Here is a 17,354-nt window from a genome sequence, read left to right on the forward strand (position 1 = left end):
GACAAACCTTGATACCGGAACTCCGCTTCTTACTCCCCGATCAACACACCCCTTGACCAGCCACACCAACGCCTAACTGAACGGCGTTGCGCCTAGTCGCCGGGGTCCTGAGCTCGTAACTGCAGTTTCTGCCCGTCGTGGGTCGCCGACGGGCAGACCGGCCCGTGAAGGGCCGCCGAAGTCACGCACGACAGTTCTGAGCGGGTGTTCAGAGCCGCGGCGGCAGGCCGAACAGGGGGAACAACCGGCCGGTGTCCAGGAAGTTGGCGACCCCGGCGATCCGGTCCCCTGACACGTCCAGCACGATCAGCGCCCACGGCACGTACCCGGTACCGTCCGGGCCGGGCCGGAACTGTCCGAAGGCCGGCTGTCCGTTGGCCCACACCGGCAGCAGACGCGAACCGCGGCAGCCGCTGCCCGTGCCGGACATCCAGGTGGCGATGTCGGCGGGACCGCGCAACCACAACGGCAGCGGCGGCATCGACAGCGTCGCGTCCTCGTGCAGCAGAGCCGTCAGTGCCGGCAGGTCGTAGGCCTCGAACGCCGTCACATAACGCTCGAGCAGGCGTTTCTGCTCGTCGTCGAGCGGATCACCGGCCGCCGCGGCTTCCAGCCGGTCACGGCGGCTGGGCCCGCCCCGGGATCCGCCGGAAACGCCGCTGACACCGCCATCGCCACCAACGCCATCGCCGCCAACGCCAGCGGCCCTGGTGGCCCCAGTGGCCCCGCCGCCGGTGGCCCCGCCAGCCCCGCCGCCGGTGACCCCGACGGACCCGCCGACACCAATCCTGCCGGTAGCCCCGCCGACGCCGGTCACGCCGGTGGCCCTGGTGACACCGCTGACACCGCCGGCCCCGGTGTCAGCCGCCGCTGCCAGAGTCGCCCGGGCCCGCTGCAGCGCACTGTTGACCCCGGCGACGGTGGCACCGAGCAGCACGGCCGTCTCCTGCGCGGAGAACGCCAGCACCTCCCGCAGGATCAGCACCGCCCGCTGCCGCGGTGGCAGATGTTGCAGGGCGGCGACGAACGCCAGCCGGATCGTCTCGCGGCCGGCCACCACCTCGGCCGGATCACCCCCGGCACGGGCCACCCGGGTGTCCGGCACCGGACCCACCCAGATCGCCTCCGGCCCCGGCTCACCCGGATGGGTGGCCGCACCGGAACCGGCCGGCCCCAGATCCATCGGGCGGACCCGCCGCTGCGCGCCGGCCAGCATGTCCAGGCACACGTTCGTGGCGATCCGGTAGAGCCAGGAACGCACCGCGGAGCGCCCCTCGAACCGGTCCAGGCCCCGCCAGGCACGCACCATGGTGTCCTGCACCGCGTCCTCCGCCTCGAACCCGGAACCGAGCATGCGATAGCAGTATCCGGTCAGCTCCGGCCGGAAGGCCTCCAACTCGCCAGCAGCCACATCCACGCCGACGAAGCTAGCGCAACCGTATGACAGAAAATCCGCTCCCGGCACGACAGACTTTCCGGGGCGGCGATGAGTTTCCCGCGCCCGGCCGGTCATACCCGGTACCGAACGACAAGCCGTGAGAACCGAGGAGCTCCCATGCCCTACGCCGACGTCAACGGGATCAACCTGTACTACGAGACCCACGGCACCGGCCGGCCCCTGGTGCTGCTGCACGGCGGGCTCGGATCGGGCGAGATGTTCGCCCCGGTCCTGCCCGCCTTCACCGCCGGGCACCAGGTCATCCTGCCCGACCTGCAGGCGCAGGGGCGTACCGCCGACATCGACCGGCCGCTGCACATCCGCTCGATGGGCGACGACATCGCCGCCCTCATCGACCACCTCGGTCTGGACCGTCCCGACCTGGTCGGCTACTCCCTCGGCGGGGGCGTCGCCCTTCAGGTGGCGTTCCACCACCCGGAGAAGGTGGGCCGGCTGGTCGCCCTGTCGGCCGGGATCCGCCGCAGCGCCGCGTACCCGGAGATCCTCGAACAGCAGGGCCAGGTCGGACCGGAAGCGGCGGAGTTCATGAAGCAGACGCCGATGTACGAGCTGTACCAGCGGGTCGCGCCGCGGCCGGAGGACTTCCCCCGCCTGCTCGAGAAGATCGGTGTGGCGATGGCCGAGGACTACGACTACACCGACGAGATCCGCGCCCTGCAGACGCCGACCCTGATCGTCGCCGCCGACGCCGACCTGTGCCCGCCGTCGCACTTCGTCGAGGTCTTCAGCCTCCTCGACGGCGGTCTGCGCGACGGCGGCTGGGACGGCTCGGGCCGTCCGAAGGGCGGTCACGCCCTGGCGATCCTGCCCGGGACGACGCACTACAACGCGTTCCTGTCCCCGCTGTTCCCCGCCGCCGCCCTGCAGTTCCTGGACAAGGATCGCGACTGACCCACGACCGCCCGGCGGGCCGGCAGTTCCCCTGTCGGCCCGGCGGCGCCGTCCCCGGCCACCCGGACCTCACCCGATGCTCCGACACGTGCTTACGGAATGCGGCGCGTCCTCAGCCGGCGCGGCGGCGGGCCCGGCGGGCCGCCAACTCGTCGCCGGCGGCCGGCTCGGCGGGGGTGTCCACCCCGACCGGCTGCGGCGACGCGGCCGGCTCAGCCGGCAGGTGCGACAACGAACCCTGGATCTCCTTGAAGGCGCCGCCGATCGCGATGCCGAACACGCCCTGACCGCCCTGCAACAGATCCACGACCTCCTCCGGGGACCGGCACTCGTACACCGTCGTCCCGTCCGAGATCAGAGTGATCTCCGCCAGATCGTCGACCCCGCGCGACCGCAACGTCTCGATCGCCCGGCGGATGTTCTGCAACGACACCCCCGCGTCCAGCAGACGCTTCACGACCTTGAGAACCACCAGGTCGCGGAAGGAATACAGACGCTGAGTGCCGGACCCCGACGCATCCCGGACACTCGGCACCACCAACGTGGTCCGGGCCCAGTAGTCGAGCTGGCGGTAACTGATGCCTACGGCCTGACACGCCGTCACCCCGCGGTACCCGACCGAGCCGTCCTCGCCGACGAGTGGGCCTTCAAGAGGCTGCTCGTGCACGCGAATACCTCCCCCTGCCCATGATCGAAATCTAGGCGGTGTGCCGGTTCACCTGGACGTCACGAGCGTATATCTCAGTCACGACCGAAACATGGAGGTAACGGCACGACACGCCGCGAGCGGGCTAGCGCCCGCCCGACGACAGAAGTCGATGTCAACCCGCGAAATCCTCCGGACGCACCTGGTCGAGGAATTCACGGAACTTCTCCACCTCGTCCTCCTGCTCGTCCGGGATCACGATGCCCGCCTCGGTGAGCACCTGATCGGCACACCGGATCGGCGCACCCACCCGCAACGCCAGCGCGATCGAGTCACTCGGCCGCGCCGAGACCCGCAGATCGTCACCGATCAGCAGATCCGCGTAGAAGACGTTGTCCTTCAGCTCGGTGATCTCCACCGCCTTCAGCGGCGCCTGCAGCGCCGCGAGGATGTCCCGGAGAAGATCATGGGTCAGCGGCCGGGCCGGCTTGACCCCCTGCTGCTCGTACGCGATGGCGGTCGCCTCCACCGCGCCGATCCAGATCGGAAGGTACCGGTCGCCGTCGACCTCCCGCAGCAACACGATGGGCTGGTTGCTGGGCAGCTCCACCCGGACCCCGACCACGCTCAGCTCGCGCACCGCCGCCTCCGTGTCGTTGATTTGTCGCCCGTCGTCACACGGCCGCCCCTAACCTGCACGGTACACGCACAGCACCGGAATCCGACCCGCGCGAGATACCCCGCACAGGGTAGGCCGAACCGGTGTCAGCGCCCCAATTCGCCGCGCAGGCCCGAGCGCACCAGCGCCGCATGCAGACGCTGCGACAACGCCTGCAGGTCACGAGCCGTGTCGGCGGCACGGGCCCGCGCCGCCGGATCCTGCTGACGCGCCAACGGCGCCAGCAGCTGTGTGAACAGCCCCACCTCGCGATCCGCGGCGTTGCGGAACGCGCGCAGATGACGGACCTCCAACCCGTACTGGGTCAGGCCCACCACCGCCTCCACGATGATCACCGCATCGGCGTCGTACCACCCCGGCGGGCGCGCCACCACCAGACCGATCTGTTCCAGCTCGGCCAACAGCGCCTCGTCCACACCGGTGCGTTCCAGCATGTCGGCCTTGGGGATCCGGGTGTCCGCCGACTCGGCGGCACGCGGCGTCCCCACCGCCACCAGCGTCGGGCGCTGCGGAACCACCGGCTCCTGCTCCATCCGGTCCAGCTGCTCCCGGATCACCCGCAAGGGCAGGTACTGGTCACGCTGCGCGGTCAGCACGAAACGCAACCGCGCCACGTCGTTCCACGAATACTTGCGGTACCCGGAGGCGGTGCGTTGCGGGTCGACCAGACCCTCCGCCTCCAGGAACCGCAACTTCGAAATCGTGGTGTCGGGGAATTCGGCGCGTAGATGGGCAAGCACCTCCCCGATGCTCATCAGCGCACCCTCACGCCCGCCCTGCCCGCTCTGCGGGCGCGAAGGCCCCGGGTCACGCGCGGCCGCCCCCGACGCGTTCACCCCCGGCCGCCCTCACCCTCAGGGCGCGGGCCGGCGATGAACACCAGACGGAACTTACCGATCTGGACCTCGTCGCCGTTGCTGAGCGTCGCGGCTTCGACCCTTTCCCGGTTCACATACGTACCGTTGAGGGAGCCGACGTCCCGGACGGTGAAGATGCCGCCGTCCCGGTGGAACTCGGCGTGGCGGCGCGACACCGTCACGTCGTCAAGGAAGATGTCACTGTCCGGGTGCCGGCCACTGGTCGTCACATCGTGATCGAGCAGGAAGCGGGCACCCGCGTTCGGACCACGACGCACGACCAGCAATGCCATACCGGGCGGCAGCGAACCGGACATCCGGCTCGGCACCACGTCGGTCTCGGGTCCCTCGAGCACCTCGTCAAGGGCGCCAAGGTTCAGCGTGGACGTGACGTCGAGTGGGGGGAACTCGTCGTCTGGGCGCGTCATCGGACCACCTCACGGATCAGTTGGTCGCCGCCTCCCGACGAGGCCAGCTGTGCTCTGACCCCGCCGAGGCCAGATTCGGCCCGACGCACGACTATCGGTTTCAAAGGGATAACAGTTCTCGGTGTGCTCCGCGAGCCTAGTCAGCGCCAATATCGCTGAGCAACCGGACTCGCGGAGACCGATTGTCTTCCATTCACTTCCGGCACGGTTTCCCGCACACCGGATCAGCTCTCGGTGATCGCCCGGTAGGCCGCCGCGTCCAGCAGGGAATCGAGAGACGCCGGATCCGCCGGCGTGATCTCCACCAGCCAACCCGCCGCATACGGCTCGCCGTTGATGATTTCCGGCGTGTCCGTCAACGTGGCGTTCTTGGCCACCACCGTGCCGGCGATCGGCGCGTAGATCTCCGAGACGCTCTTCGTCGACTCGATCTCACCCAGCGAGTCGCCCGCCTGCACGACCGTGCCCTCCTCGGGCAGGTCGACGAAGACGATGTCGCCCAGAGCGTCCTGCGCGAAATGGGTGATGCCCACCCGCACAGGGCCACTGCCGTCACCGGCGACCCACTCGTGCTCCGCGGTGTACCGCAGGTCCTCAGGAATCAACGCTTCCTCCGTAGATCACGAAACTGGACGCGCGTATTGCAAGGCTGCTGCCTTGCGCACCTCGGTCACTTCGACCAGGGAACGCGAGTCCATGGTCACGCTACCGCCGTCGTTCTTCACCGACGCCACCACCCCGCCCGGGATCTGCAGCGCCGTGCTCATCGTCTCCGGCGAACCGATCACCAGGAGACGGAACGGTCCGGACAGCCGCTTGCCGTCGGCAATGATGCCCCCATCAGCGGCATCGACGAAATAACTGGACGCCACGATCCGTACCGCCGCATTGTTCGCGCCGTTGAGCTGCATCACCTCGCCGCCCGCACCGCGCAGCTCCTGCACGGCGTTCAGCACGTCCGAGGCCTTCACCCCGACGAGCGCGATCTCCAGCCCCGGACCACGCCCGGGAACCGTGCCGGCCAGCAGCCCCAGCTCAGCGTTGCGCTTGCTCGCCTCGGCCAGCGCCGCCTCCCGGCCCTCGACACCCGAGCTCAACTGCCCGCGCGTGCGCTCCATCGCCTGGATCTCGGCCAGCAGCCGGCTGTCCTGAGCCTCCAGATCGCTGAGGATGCGCACCAGGTCCTCCTGCCGGGCGGTGCTCAGCCCCTGATCGGCGTCGTTGCTGCGCACCTGGACGACAAGCGTGAACCCCAGCAGCGCCAGCAGCACCCAGATCAGCGTTCCGGCCGGCGCGGGCCGCCGTCGCGCCGGGCGATCAAGATCACCTTTGTCGGCGACGGCCTCGGGCGTGTCAGAAATCGACGGATCGGGTGACGTGGCGGATGTCTCGCCGTCGCCGTCACTCAGGTCACCCGTCCGTGGCGCCCCGGCGGCGTCCGCAGCCTCGACCGAAGACCTCTCCCGGGCGGCCGGAGAGTCGGCCGCGGAGAGCGGGGAGTCGACCGCGGAGAGCGGGGACCCGGCCGCGGAGAGCGGGGAGTCCGCTTCGGACCCCAGAGGGTCCACTCCGGAGTCCGCAGAGTTCAGCCCGGGGCCCCGGGGGTCCATCGCGGAGTCCGGAGAACTCACCCCGGAGTCCGGAAAGTTCGCCCCGGCGTCCGCAGAGTCCACCGCGGACACCGAGGACTCGCCGGTGGAGACCGGCGACGACTCAAGCGGACGCGCGGCGGAAAGAGCCGCCGCAGGCGAAGGCACAGCAGGCGAAGAAGCATCCGAGAGCAGACCCGAGGTCGTCAACGGCACCGTGGGCTCGTCCTCCACCGGCCTCGGCGGGGAGGCCGCGGGCGGAATGAGCGGCCTCGGGTCTCGCGCCAGCCCCGGCCTGGCCAACGGCACCGTCGGCTCATCCGGCTCATCCGGCTCATCCGCCGAGAGTTCCGCCCCGCCCGAGGGGAATCCTGCCGACGACGCGGAAGGCGACCCGGCGAGTGACTCGGAGGGCGACCCGGCGAGTGACTCGAAGGGTTGCTCGACGAACGACTCGGAGGGCTGCTCGGCGAGCGGCTCGGAGGGCTGCTCGGCGTCGGCGGGAGCAGACGGCTGCGGCGACCGGCCGGCCGCGGGCTTACGCCCCGCCACAGGCATGCCGGCAGCCGGAACGCCCGGGCGTTCACCGAATTCGTCACGGTCAGTCATCGAATTCCTATGCCCGGAAGAGGTGCCGTCGGATCGCCGCGACATTACCGAAGATGCGCACGCCGAGCACCACCACGACACCGGTGGACAGCTGACCACCCACGCCCAGTTGATCACCCACGTACACGATCAGGGCCGACACCAGCACGTTCGAGATGAACGACACGACGAACTGCTTGTCGTCGAAGATGCCGTCCAGCTTGGCCCGGACCCCGCCGAACACGGCGTCGAGCGCCGCCACCACGGCGATCGGAAGGTACGGCACCAACTCCGGCGGCACCGCCGGATGGAACACGATGCCCAGCAGCACACCGGCGAGCAGGGCGAGAACGGCGATCATCGGGGCCCTTCCGACGCAGAGCCGGACGAACGGGCCGTTCCCGAGCCGTCCGGTGACGAGGAGCCCGACGCGGCGGGCGGTGGGGTGTCGGCCGCGGCGACCCGCAGTTTCATCTCGGTCGCCGCGTCCAGGGTCACGTCCTTGGCGTTCGCCACGTCGTACGACAGGCCGTACCGTGCGGCGAGCGTGTCGAAGAACTGGCCGGCGTACCCCTTGTGGAAGTCGGATCCCATGTCGCCCGGCCCGATCGCCACCACCTCGTACGGCGCGGCGACCGGCTGCACGTTGACCAGGATCGCCCCGCCCGCTTGACGAATGGTGGACGTCGCGGTGAGGCGCTGGCCGTTGATCGCGATGGCCTCGGCGCCGGCCGCCCACAACGCGTTCGTCGCCAGCTGCAGATCGGTGTCCTTGACCTGCGCCTCGGTACGCCGTTCCCCGGTCACCGCGTCGACCGTGGTCGGCCCGTCGGACAGCGTGATCCGCACTCCCGACCCGCGGACGGTGGCCAGCCCGGTGGCCGCCTCCAGGTCACGCAGCTGGGCCAGGGCGGCGCCGCTCAGTTCCCGTTCGCGCAGGCCGGCCACCTCGGCGGCGAGCCGCTCGGCCCGGCCCTGCAGGTCCTCGGTCTCGGCGCGGCGGCTCTGCACCTGCTCGATCAGCGTGTCCCGCGCCTTGGTGCGGGCGGGTTCCTCGGCCACCGTCTGCTGGTAGGCGACCACCAGCAGGAATCCGATGACCAGCGCCACCACGGCGGACGAGCCGGCCGCGGTGCGCCGGCCGCCGGGGCTGCGCCGGTATCCGGAGTCGCGCCGGGCGGCCGCGTCCGCGTATCCGGGGTCGAGCGGGTTGCGGAACAGCTCCATCAGGAAGTCGGGTGCGTAACGCCGGCCGGAGCCGTCCGGGTCCGGCGTCTCCCCCGGTTCGAGCCCCGCCACCGGCCGCGCCGGTGAGGAGTCCACCGCCGGCCGAGCGGACAAAACGGAGAAGCCAGTAGACGCAGACGCGGCAGACGAAGAGGCAGCCGCGGCCGGGGACGGCGTGCCGGGCGAGGACGGCACGGCAGGCGGGGACGGGGACGACTCGGACGACGGACCGGGCGCGGACCGCGCCGCCGGGCTCACGCCCCCTCCGTCCCGGCGCCGGGACGGTCCGCGCGCAGCAGGCGCACCGTCTGCACGAGGTAGAGCGCGGCAGCCGCCCAGTACAGCCCGAGTGCCCACCAGGCCAGGCCCCAGCCGGTCGGCGTGGCCCACCAGGCGATCGACGGCACCGCCTTGGCCAGCAGGATGATCGGGAACGAGGCGAGCAGCACGAACGTGCCGGACTTGCCGACGTAGTGCACCGGCGGCGGCCCGTGCCCCTGGCGGCGCAGGATCAGCAGGGCCACGAAGAGGACCGCCTCGCGCAGCAGCAGCATGCCGGTGAGCCAGAGCGGGACCACGTCGCGGATGGTGAAGCCGACCAGGGTGGCCAGGATGTAGAGCCGGTCGGCGAACGGATCGAGCAGCTCGCCGAGGCGGCTGACCGAGTTCATCCGGCGGGCGATGTAGCCGTCCACCCAGTCGGTGGAGCCGCCGATCGCCAGCACCACCACGGCGGCGACGTCGTGCTGGAGCACCAGGAGCAGGTAGAGGAAGAGCGGGACGCCGAGCAGCCGCAGGAAGCTGATGGCGTTGGGCAGGGTCCAGATGCGGTCGGAGGTCTCGATGGACGACGCAGGTTGCTGCGACATCGCGACTTCCTTCCCCCTCGGCCCGGGCCCCCGCCCGGATCCTGTACGAGCTGCTCACTCGCCGAGCAACTATAACCAGCCGCGTTCCTCCGGCCGACGCGCAGTCACAGGCGCCACAAAGCGTACGCCGTCCTAGGAGGCTAGCCCATCATTCCCTCGACGGGTGACTGGCCGCCGGCCACGTCAGGCGAGAAGCTGGAGAGCGTGCACACAGTGACCCGGCAGATACGCGACGTGGACGAGGCGCAGGACCTGCTGACCCGCAACTTCTACGCCCTGGACGTCCGTGTCCTCGCCCCGGCCTCGCACTGGACGGCCGACTTCGCGGTCGGCGGCGACGACGCGGTGACCCTCGGCGACCTGCGGTTCGGTGTCGACGTGCGCATCGATGCGGGCGAGCTCGACGCGTACCACGTGAATCTGCCCTTGACCGGCGGTGGCATGGCCTGGCACCAGGGGCGTGACGAACCGCACCGGGTCCTCGCCGGTCGCGGCGCCGCGGTCTACCAGCCGGTCGGGCACACCATCGTCGACCGGTGGGACGGCGACTGCCGGATCCTGGCCGTCAAGGTGGGCCGCCGGGAGCTGGAGAACCAGCTGTCCCAGCTGCTGGACCGTCCGGTACGCGGTCCGGTCGACCTGGGCCCGGAGATCGACGTCACGCGCGGGGCGGGCGCGGCCTGGAGCCGGCTGGCCCGGATCGTCACCGCCGACACCGGCACGCCGGACGGCCTGACCGGGCATCCGGTGGTCGGTGCGCGGCTGCGCGAGAGCCTGATGACCGGTCTGCTCTTCGCCACCGGCCACCGGTTCCGCGACTCGCTGCACGGTCAGCGTCCCGCCCTGGCCGCGCCGGGCGCGATCCGGCGGGTGGTCGAGGCGATGCACGCGCAACCGGGCCGTCCGTTCACCGTGGCCGACCTGGCTGCCGTCGCCGGGGTGGGCAGCCGGGCACTGCAGCAGAGCTTTCTGCGGTACGTGGGAATGCCGCCGATGACCTACCTGCGGGAGTTGCGGCTGGGACTGGTGCACGACGAGTTGCGCCGGGCCGCGCCGGGAACGACGGTGGCGCAGGCGGCGTACCGGTTCGGGTTCACCCACCCGAGCCGGTTCGCCACCGCGTACCGCTCCCGTTACGGCGTGCCGCCGTCCCAGACCCTGCGCGGCTGACCCCGCGTGTTGAGTTAGGGCGCCCACAACGCCCAAAGTCACCACACCCCGAGAAGCGTGATGACTTCAGGCGCCCACAACGCCCGAACTCAACACACCCCGAAAAGCGTGATGACTTCGGGTGGGGGTCAACGGCGGCCCCGGCGCGCCCGCACGTAGTCGTCGATCACGTAGCGGCCGAGTTCGGCGGCGTCCGGGCTGAACACCCGCCCGCCGTTGCGCTCGGCCACCGCGCCGACGAACCGCCGCAACCCCGGCTCCTCACCCAGCATGAACACGTTGAGCGTCGCGCCGTACCGGGTGAGCAGGTCGACCTCGCGGACCGTGGCGCTGACCGTCTCGCTCAGCGGCGGCCACCAGAAGACCGCCTCGCCGTCCTCCTCCAGATGCGCGGTCGGCTCGCCGTCGGTGACCACCAGCACCACCGGTTCGGCGCCCGGATGCCGCCGCAGGTGCCGGCCGGCCAGTTTCAGGGCATGCTGCAGGTTGGTGCCCTTCTCGGTGGTCGGCTCGATCGCCGCGAGTTCACCCTGGGACAGCGTCTGGGCGTACTTGCCGAACCCGACGATCTGCAGCGCGTCCTGCGGGTACTTCGTGGCGACCAGGTGCGACAGGGCCAGGGCGGTCTGCTTCATCGGCCCCCAGCGCCCGTCGGCGTACATCGAGTACGACAGGTCGACGCAGAGCGCCACCGCGGCCGACGAGCGCCGCTCCGTTTCCGCGATCTCGAAGTCGTCCGGCGTCAGGCGTACCGGAACGGTGTGAAGATCCCGGGAGGCGGCCCGGCGCCGGACCGCGTTGCCCACCGTGCGGACCACGTCGAGGGGTTGATCGTCGCCGAACTCCCAGCGCCGTGACGAGCCGATCAGGTCCCCGGCCGCCCCCGCGTCGCGCATGTCGTGCTCGCCGCGGGTGCCCGCCACGTCCCGGAAGATGCTGGTCAGCGCGGTCTGGCCGAGCCGGCGCAGCGCCTTGGGCGAGAGGGTCAGGCCGTCCTCGTCGCGTTCCACCCAGCCCTGGCGCCGCAGTTCGCGTTCCAGTTCGCGCAGGCGGCGCAGGTCGTCGGCGGCGGACCGGCCGAGTTGACGCTCGACCGCTTCCACGTCGACGTCGTCCAGGGTCGCGCCGGGGTGTTCCTGTCCGAGCTGGTCGATCAGCTCGTCCAGGTCGGCGATCTCACCCAGCGCGGACGCGGCGTCGCCGTAGCCGAGGTCCTCGGGTCCGCGTACGCGTTCGCCGCGGTCCCAGTTCAGGTGGGGGCGCAGCGCCCGCAGGTTGTCGGTGAGCTGCCCGAGTTGCCCTTGGAGCGGGCTGTCGGCGAGGGCCTGGGCCATCAGGCTCTGGAGTTCCTCGCGTTGCTGCGGGCTGAGCGAGCGCATCAGCCGTTCGGCTGCCGCGGCCTGCCGGGCCAGCGAGTCGATCAGCTCGTCGATGTTCTGCGGGTCGTCCGGGAAGAACTTGCCGTGCTTGGCCATGAACTCACGGAACGCGTCGTCGGTGTTCTCCCCCCGGGCATGCTTGTCGAGCAGGCCGTTGAGATCACCCACCATGTCAGATATTTCCGACATGTCACCCTGCTGGAGCGCCTGCTTCATGCCGGCGAAGCGCTGCTCGACGACCTCCTGGCGCAGCCCCTCCAGAATCTGACGGTAAATATCCCCCGCTTCGGGCGATGTCCAATTATATCCGGACAACTCGGAGACGGCCTGCGACGTCGACCGCGGCAGGCTGTCCAGCATCGCCTCACTGAACCGCGCATCGTCGTCGTCCCGGGCGCTCAGCGCATCCCGCTCGGTGGCGAGCGCCTGGTCCAGCATCTGCCGGGCCCGGGTCACCGCCCCGTCCAGGTTGCCCCGCCGCATCGCCTCCCGGCGCAGCCGCTGCGCCCGGGCCCGCAACTCGTCCAGCCCGCGGCCGTCCCGCGGCCCCCGCCGGATCAGGTCGCGCAGCGCATCACGCAGGCTGTCGCCGCGCAGCACCCGCTCCCCCATCGCGTCGACGGCCGCCCGCACGTCGTAGGGCGGCGCGAGCGGATCCGGCCCGTCGCGCCACGCCCCGTATCGGAAAACGTTTCCGGCCATGTCGGCTCAACTCCCGTAGAGGGTGCGCCCGTCGTCGGTCAGCTCCTTGGCCAGCCGGCGTGTCAGATGCAGCCCCTCCAGCACGAACTCGATCCCGGACGCGGCCTGGCCGGGGCTCGGCGCGTCGCCCAGCCCGAGCCGGTCGAGCACCTTGGCCAGACCCGGCACCGTGCCGATCTGGCCGAGCAGTTCCTCGGCACCGACCAGATCACCGGTCTCGATGATCGCGCCTTCGGCGACCAGGGCGGTGAAGCCGGACAGGTCCAGTCCGGCCAGCCGGGCCCGGAACGTCTCGGCGGTCGCGACCCGCAGCAGGTGCGACAGGATCTCGACCTCGCGGCCCTCCTCGCCGCTCTCGAACTCGACCTTGCCGCGCAGCGTGGAGGTCACCGAGACGGCGTCGCAGATCCGGGCCACCGCCTCGCGTTCGCCGCGCAGCCCGGAGCGGCGCAGCGCCGACGCCGCGACGGTCTCGGCCGCGGCGATGGCGAACCGCGCCGACACGCCGGAGCGGGAATCCACCGACGGCGACTCGCGCACCGCCCGGGTGAAGCGGCCCAGCACCTCGACCAGGTGTTCCGGCACGTCCGCGACCAGCTCCGCCTCCTGGCGGATCAGGGCGGTCTCCAGCTCCAGGTCGACCGGGTAGTGGGTGCGGATCTCGGCGCCGAACCGGTCCTTGAGCGGCGTGATGATCCGGCCCCGGTTGGTGTAGTCCTCCGGGTTCGCCGAGGCCACCAGCAGCAGGTCCAGCGGGAGCCGCAGCTGGTAACCGCGGACCTGGATGTCGCGCTCCTCGAGCACGTTGAGCAGCGCCACCTGGATGCGTTCGGCCAGGTCGGGCAGCTCGTTGACGGCGAAGACACCCCGGTTGGTCCGCGGCACCAGGCCGAAGTGGATCGTCTCCGGGTCACCCAGGGCACGCCCCTCGGCCACCTTGATCGGGTCCACGTCGCCGATCAGGTCACCGACGCTGGTGTCCGGGGTCGCCAGCTTCTCGCCGTACCGCTCGGAGCGGTGCAGCCAGGAGATCGCCAGCGCGTCGCCCTGCTGGTCGGCCTGCCGGCGGGCCGCCGGGGTGATCGGATGGTACGGGTGTTCGTGCAGCTCCGAGCCGGTGATGTAGGGGGTCCACTCGTCCAGCAGGCCGCCCAGTGCCCGGATCAGACGGGTCTTGCCCTGGCCCCGCTCACCGAGCAGGACCATGTCGTGCCCGGCCAGCAGGGCGCGCTCCACCTCGGGAAGCACGGTGTCCTCGTAGCCGACGATGCCGGGGAAACGCGGCTCGCCGGAGCGCAGCCGGGTGAGAAGGTTGGCGCGCAGCTCCTCCTTGACCGTCCGGAACTCGTGCCCTGTGGCACGCAGCTCACCGACGGTGCCGGGAAGGCCGGCGGGTGGAACGGGCGTGATCGCGATGGTCGCCTCTGTCACCGCAGGAACGCTACTCCGCAAGGATGACGACCAGCGACTGTGGCGGGCACCACAACCAGGACCGCGACATTGGCTCTGGTCGCCCCGCGTGCCGCCCGGCACGCTTTCCGGTCATGACGCAGATTCAGCGGTACGCCGCATTCACCGTCGCACCGAGCGGCGGCAACCCGGCCGGGGTGGTCCTGGACGCGTCCGGTCTCGACGACCCGGCCATGCAGGCGATCGCCGCCGAGGTGGGTTACTCGGAGACGGCGTTCGTGACCGGCCCGTCCGGCGGCGGGATCCGGGTCCGCTACTTCAGCCCGCTGGCCGAGGTCCCGTTCTGCGGGCACGCCACGGTCGCCACGGCGGTGGCACTGGGCCCCGGCGGGCACCTGTTCGTGACGAACGCCGGCGAGGTCCCGGTCACCGTCTCCGACGCGGGCGTGGCCACCCTGATCAGCGTCGCGCCGACGGTGTCCGGGCTGTCCGAGGCCGACCTGGACGCCCTGCTGACCGTCCTCCGGTGGTCGCGGGACGATCTCGACCCCGCACTGCCGCCCCGGGTCGCGTACGCCGGCGCCCGCCACCCCGTGCTCGGCGTCGCCACCCGGGAACGCCTGGCCGGCCTGCACTACGACCAGCCGGCCCTGAAGGCACTGATGCTCGACCGCGACTGGACCACCGTCCAGCTGGCCTTCCGGTCCGGCCCGGCGGAGTTCGACGTCCGGAACCCGTTCCCGGTCGGCGGCGTCTACGAGGACCCGGCGACCGGCGCGGCCGCCGCGGCGTTCGGCGGCTACCTGCGGGAGCTGGGCCTGGTCCCGGACGACGCCACGCTGCTGCTGCGCCAGGGCGACGACATGGGCCGCCCCAGCCGCATCACCGTCCGTCTGGTCCCGGGCACCCCCGGCGTCCACGTGTCCGGAACAGCCGTGCCGATCGCGGAGGGAACCGCCGGGCCGATCGTGGAGAGAACCGCCGGGCCGATCGCGGAGGGAACCGCCGGGCCGATCGCGGAGGGAACCGCCGGGCCGATCGCGGAATAGGCCTCCCCGGGACGGACTTGGCAGGGATATGACGGTTGCCCTGTTCGACCCGCGCACGCTGCTCGCGGAGACCCGGCTCGGTGTCCTCGCCACGATCAAGGCCGACGGCAGACCACAGCTGTCGCCGGTCACCCAGTTCTACGACCGGGACGCCGAGGTCATCCTGATCTCGGTGACCGCCGGCCGCGCCAAGACCGCCAACCTGCGCCGCGACCCCCGGGCCACACTCGAGGTGACCAGCCCGGACGGCTACGCCTGGGCGACCGCCGAGGGCGTCGCCACCCTGACCGGGCCGGGCGACGACCCGCAGAGCCCCGCGGTGGAGGCGCTCGTCGACTACTACCGGCGGGCGGCCGGTGAGCACCCGGACTGGGACGAGTACCGCTCGGTGATGGTCGCCGACCGCCGCGTCCTGCTGTCCATCGCCGTCGGCCACGTCTACGGCGCGAAGATCCGCTGACCATTGCCGGGTTCCCGGGCCTCGAGACACGTTCCGCGGTCAGGGGTGCGAAACCCGTCCGCGTGGTGATTACGGGCGCCCTGCACACCCCAAATCACCACACCCCGTGGACCGTGGTGATTACGGGCGCCCTACGCACCCAAAATCACCACACCCTGTGGACCGTGGTGATTACGGGCGCCCCACGCACCCCAAATCACCACACCGCCGTGGGGCGTGGTGACTACGGGCGCGCTGAGAGGCCGAAGTCACCACGCGGACTTCGACGACTGAACGTGTCTAGGATTGGCGTTCGATGAGCGCCACGATGATCGCCCGGGAACTCGCCGCTGGGCACGGCGACCGCACCCTCTTCGCCGGACTCGACCTGGTGGTCGCGCCCGGGGACGTGGTGGGACTGGTCGGAGTCAACGGTGCGGGCAAGACGACACTGTTGCGTACCCTCGCGGGGTTGAACGCGACGGAGAGCGGGAGTGTCTCGCTCAGCCCGCCCACCGCCAACGTCGGCTACCTGCCGCAGGAACGGGAGCGGCGCGCCGGGGAGACCGTGCGTGACTTCCTCGGCCGGCGCACCGGGGTGACCGCCGCGCAGGCCGCGATGGACGCCGCCGCCGAGGACCTGGCCCGGGAGTTGCCCGGCGCCGACGACCGGTATGCGGCGACTCTGGAGCGCTGGCTCGACCTGGGCGGCGCCGACCTGGACGAACGCGCCGAGCAGGTGGCCGGCGAGGTGGGGCTGTCGGTGGCGCTCGACCATCCGATGACCGCGCTCTCCGGCGGGCAGGCGGCCCGGGCCGGGATGGCGTCGTTGCTGCTCAGCCGGTACGACGTCTACCTGCTCGACGAACCGACCAACGACCTCGACCTGGACGGCCTGGCCCGTCTGGAGACGTTCGTGGCCGGCCTGCGCCCGGGTGTCGTGGTGGTCAGCCACGACCGGGAGTTCCTCACGCGTACCGTGACGAAGGTCCTCGAATTGGATCTGGCGCAGAACCAGGTGAAGCTGTTCGGCGGCGGTTACGCGTCCTATCTCGAGGAACGCGACCGGGCCCGCATGCACGCCCGCGAGCAGTTCGAGGAGTACTCCGGCAAGAAGGAGGATCTCCTCGAACGTGCCCGGATGCAGCGCGGCTGGATGGACAAGGGTGTGCGCAACGCCCGGCGCAAGGCCCCGGACAACGACAAGATCGCCAAGAACCAGCGGGGTGAGACGAGCGAGAAGCAGGCGGCGAAGGCCCGGCAGACCGAGAAGATGATCGAACGGCTGGACGTGGTCGAGGAGCCGCGCAAGGAGTGGGAGCTGCGGATGGAGATCGCCGCCGCGCCCCGGTCCGGTGCGGTGGTGGCGACCCTGCGCGACGCGGTGGTCCGGCGCGGCGACTTCACGCTGGGGCCGGTCACGCTGCAGATCGACTGGGCGGACCGGGTGGCGATCACCGGGGCGAACGGGGCCGGCAAGTCGACGCTGCTCGCGGCGTTGCTCGGGCGGGTGGACCTGGAGTCCGGTGACCGGCATCTGGGGTCGGGGGTGGTGGTCGGCGAGGTCGACCAGGCCCGCGGGCTGTTCCTCGGTGACGAGCCGCTGGTCCGGGCGTTCGGGGCGGCGGTGCCGGAGCTCAGCGACGCCGACGTGCGGACGCTGCTGGCGAAGTTCGGCCTGAGGGCGGCGCACGTGCTGCGCCCGGCGGCGACGCTGTCCCCCGGCGAGCGGACCCGGTCGGCGCTGGCGCTGCTGCAGGCGCGCGGGGTGAACCTGCTGGTGCTCGACGAGCCGACGAACCATCTGGATCTGGCGGCGATCGAGCAGCTGGAGTCGGCGCTGAGCAGCTACACCGGCACGTTGCTGCTGGTCACGCACGACCGGCGGATGCTCGAGGCGGTGGCGACCGACCGTCGTCTCGTGGTGTCGCAGGGCCGGGTCGAGGGCTGATCAGCACGCCCCGGCCGTAGC

17 protein-coding genes are annotated in these 17,354 nt (G+C 71.2%); 5 read left to right on the forward strand and 12 right to left on the reverse strand.

What is annotated here, in order from left to right; genetic code table 11:
• Positions 1-208: 208 nt before the first annotated feature.
• The gene (locus WH85_RS53405) at positions 209-1,417 is read right to left on the reverse strand and encodes a sigma-70 family RNA polymerase sigma factor (RefSeq protein WP_245674255.1); all 1,209 of its coding nucleotides are present in this window, start codon (positions 1,415-1,417) and stop codon (positions 209-211) included.
• A gap of 138 nt (positions 1,418-1,555) precedes the next feature.
• On the opposite strand from WH85_RS53405, the gene WH85_RS37185 reads away from it, so the two are divergent.
• Positions 1,556-2,350, forward strand: coding sequence for an alpha/beta fold hydrolase (locus tag WH85_RS37185; RefSeq protein ID WP_045746825.1), 795 nt, complete (start codon positions 1,556-1,558; stop codon positions 2,348-2,350).
• 112 nt (positions 2,351-2,462) lie between these two features.
• Here WH85_RS37185 and WH85_RS37190 read toward each other — a convergent pair whose 3' ends face one another.
• The 9 genes from WH85_RS37190 to clsA form a co-directional block, all read right to left on the reverse strand.
• A complete protein-coding gene (locus WH85_RS37190) occupies positions 2,463-3,017 on the reverse strand; it encodes a MerR family transcriptional regulator (RefSeq protein ID WP_045746826.1) in 555 nt (184 codons plus the stop codon).
• 154 nt (positions 3,018-3,171) lie between these two features.
• Positions 3,172-3,636: a bifunctional nuclease family protein gene (locus WH85_RS37195; protein ID WP_045746827.1), complete on the reverse strand. Its 465-nt coding sequence runs from the start codon at positions 3,634-3,636 to the stop codon at positions 3,172-3,174.
• Positions 3,637-3,761: 125 nt separating this feature from the next.
• Complete coding sequence (ftsR, locus tag WH85_RS37200; RefSeq protein WP_045746828.1) at positions 3,762-4,430, reverse strand: transcriptional regulator FtsR; 669 nt, start codon at positions 4,428-4,430, stop codon at positions 3,762-3,764.
• Between the two features lie 77 nt (positions 4,431-4,507).
• Positions 4,508-4,960: an oxoglutarate dehydrogenase inhibitor Odhl gene (gene odhI, locus WH85_RS37205; RefSeq protein WP_045746829.1), complete on the reverse strand. Its 453-nt coding sequence runs from the start codon at positions 4,958-4,960 to the stop codon at positions 4,508-4,510.
• Positions 4,961-5,184: 224 nt separating this feature from the next.
• Positions 5,185-5,565: a glycine cleavage system protein GcvH gene (gcvH, locus tag WH85_RS37210; RefSeq protein WP_045746830.1), complete on the reverse strand. Its 381-nt coding sequence runs from the start codon at positions 5,563-5,565 to the stop codon at positions 5,185-5,187.
• A 15-nt stretch (positions 5,566-5,580) separates the two neighbouring features.
• On the reverse strand, positions 5,581-6,231 hold the full coding sequence (locus WH85_RS37215; protein ID WP_045746862.1) for a DUF881 domain-containing protein: 651 nt from the start codon (positions 6,229-6,231) through the stop codon (positions 5,581-5,583).
• Between the two features lie 934 nt (positions 6,232-7,165).
• Complete coding sequence (locus WH85_RS37220) at positions 7,166-7,498, reverse strand: small basic family protein (protein ID WP_014445295.1); 333 nt, start codon at positions 7,496-7,498, stop codon at positions 7,166-7,168.
• Complete coding sequence (locus tag WH85_RS37225; protein WP_083449550.1) at positions 7,495-8,364, reverse strand: DUF881 domain-containing protein; 870 nt, start codon at positions 8,362-8,364, stop codon at positions 7,495-7,497. The genes WH85_RS37220 and WH85_RS37225 overlap by 4 nt, the downstream gene beginning before the upstream one ends.
• Positions 8,365-8,618: 254 nt before the next feature.
• Positions 8,619-9,233, reverse strand: coding sequence for a cardiolipin synthase ClsA (clsA, locus tag WH85_RS37230; protein WP_045746831.1), 615 nt, complete (start codon positions 9,231-9,233; stop codon positions 8,619-8,621).
• Between the two features lie 213 nt (positions 9,234-9,446).
• Here clsA and WH85_RS37235 point away from each other — a divergent pair, with 213 nt between their 5' ends.
• Positions 9,447-10,403: an AraC family transcriptional regulator gene (locus tag WH85_RS37235; RefSeq protein WP_245674256.1), complete on the forward strand. Its 957-nt coding sequence runs from the start codon at positions 9,447-9,449 to the stop codon at positions 10,401-10,403.
• Between the two features lie 128 nt (positions 10,404-10,531).
• On the opposite strand, the gene WH85_RS37240 is transcribed toward WH85_RS37235, so the two are convergent.
• Together WH85_RS37240 and WH85_RS37245 are read right to left on the reverse strand one after the other, a co-directional pair.
• Positions 10,532-12,484, reverse strand: a complete 1,953-nt coding sequence (locus WH85_RS37240) for a vWA domain-containing protein (RefSeq protein ID WP_045746833.1) — start codon at positions 12,482-12,484, stop codon at positions 10,532-10,534.
• A 6-nt stretch (positions 12,485-12,490) separates the two neighbouring features.
• On the reverse strand, positions 12,491-13,915 hold the full coding sequence (locus WH85_RS37245) for a sigma 54-interacting transcriptional regulator (RefSeq protein WP_045746834.1): 1,425 nt from the start codon (positions 13,913-13,915) through the stop codon (positions 12,491-12,493).
• A gap of 113 nt (positions 13,916-14,028) precedes the next feature.
• On the opposite strand from WH85_RS37245, the gene WH85_RS37250 reads away from it, so the two are divergent.
• The 3 genes from WH85_RS37250 to WH85_RS37260 all read left to right on the forward strand — a co-directional run bounded on the left by WH85_RS37250 (position 14,029) and on the right by WH85_RS37260 (position 17,333).
• Complete coding sequence (locus WH85_RS37250) at positions 14,029-14,943, forward strand: PhzF family phenazine biosynthesis protein (protein WP_083449546.1); 915 nt, start codon at positions 14,029-14,031, stop codon at positions 14,941-14,943.
• A 28-nt stretch (positions 14,944-14,971) separates the two neighbouring features.
• Positions 14,972-15,403 (forward strand): PPOX class F420-dependent oxidoreductase, encoded by a 432-nt coding sequence (locus WH85_RS37255; RefSeq protein WP_045746835.1) that lies wholly within the window; start codon positions 14,972-14,974, stop codon positions 15,401-15,403.
• A 295-nt stretch (positions 15,404-15,698) separates the two neighbouring features.
• Positions 15,699-17,333: an ABC-F family ATP-binding cassette domain-containing protein gene (locus WH85_RS37260; protein WP_045746836.1), complete on the forward strand. Its 1,635-nt coding sequence runs from the start codon at positions 15,699-15,701 to the stop codon at positions 17,331-17,333.
• The last annotated feature ends 21 nt before the right edge of the window (positions 17,334-17,354 follow it).

It is taken from the genome of Actinoplanes rectilineatus (assembly GCF_000962825.1).
Lineage (GTDB): Bacteria > Actinomycetota > Actinomycetes > Mycobacteriales > Micromonosporaceae > Actinoplanes > Actinoplanes rectilineatus.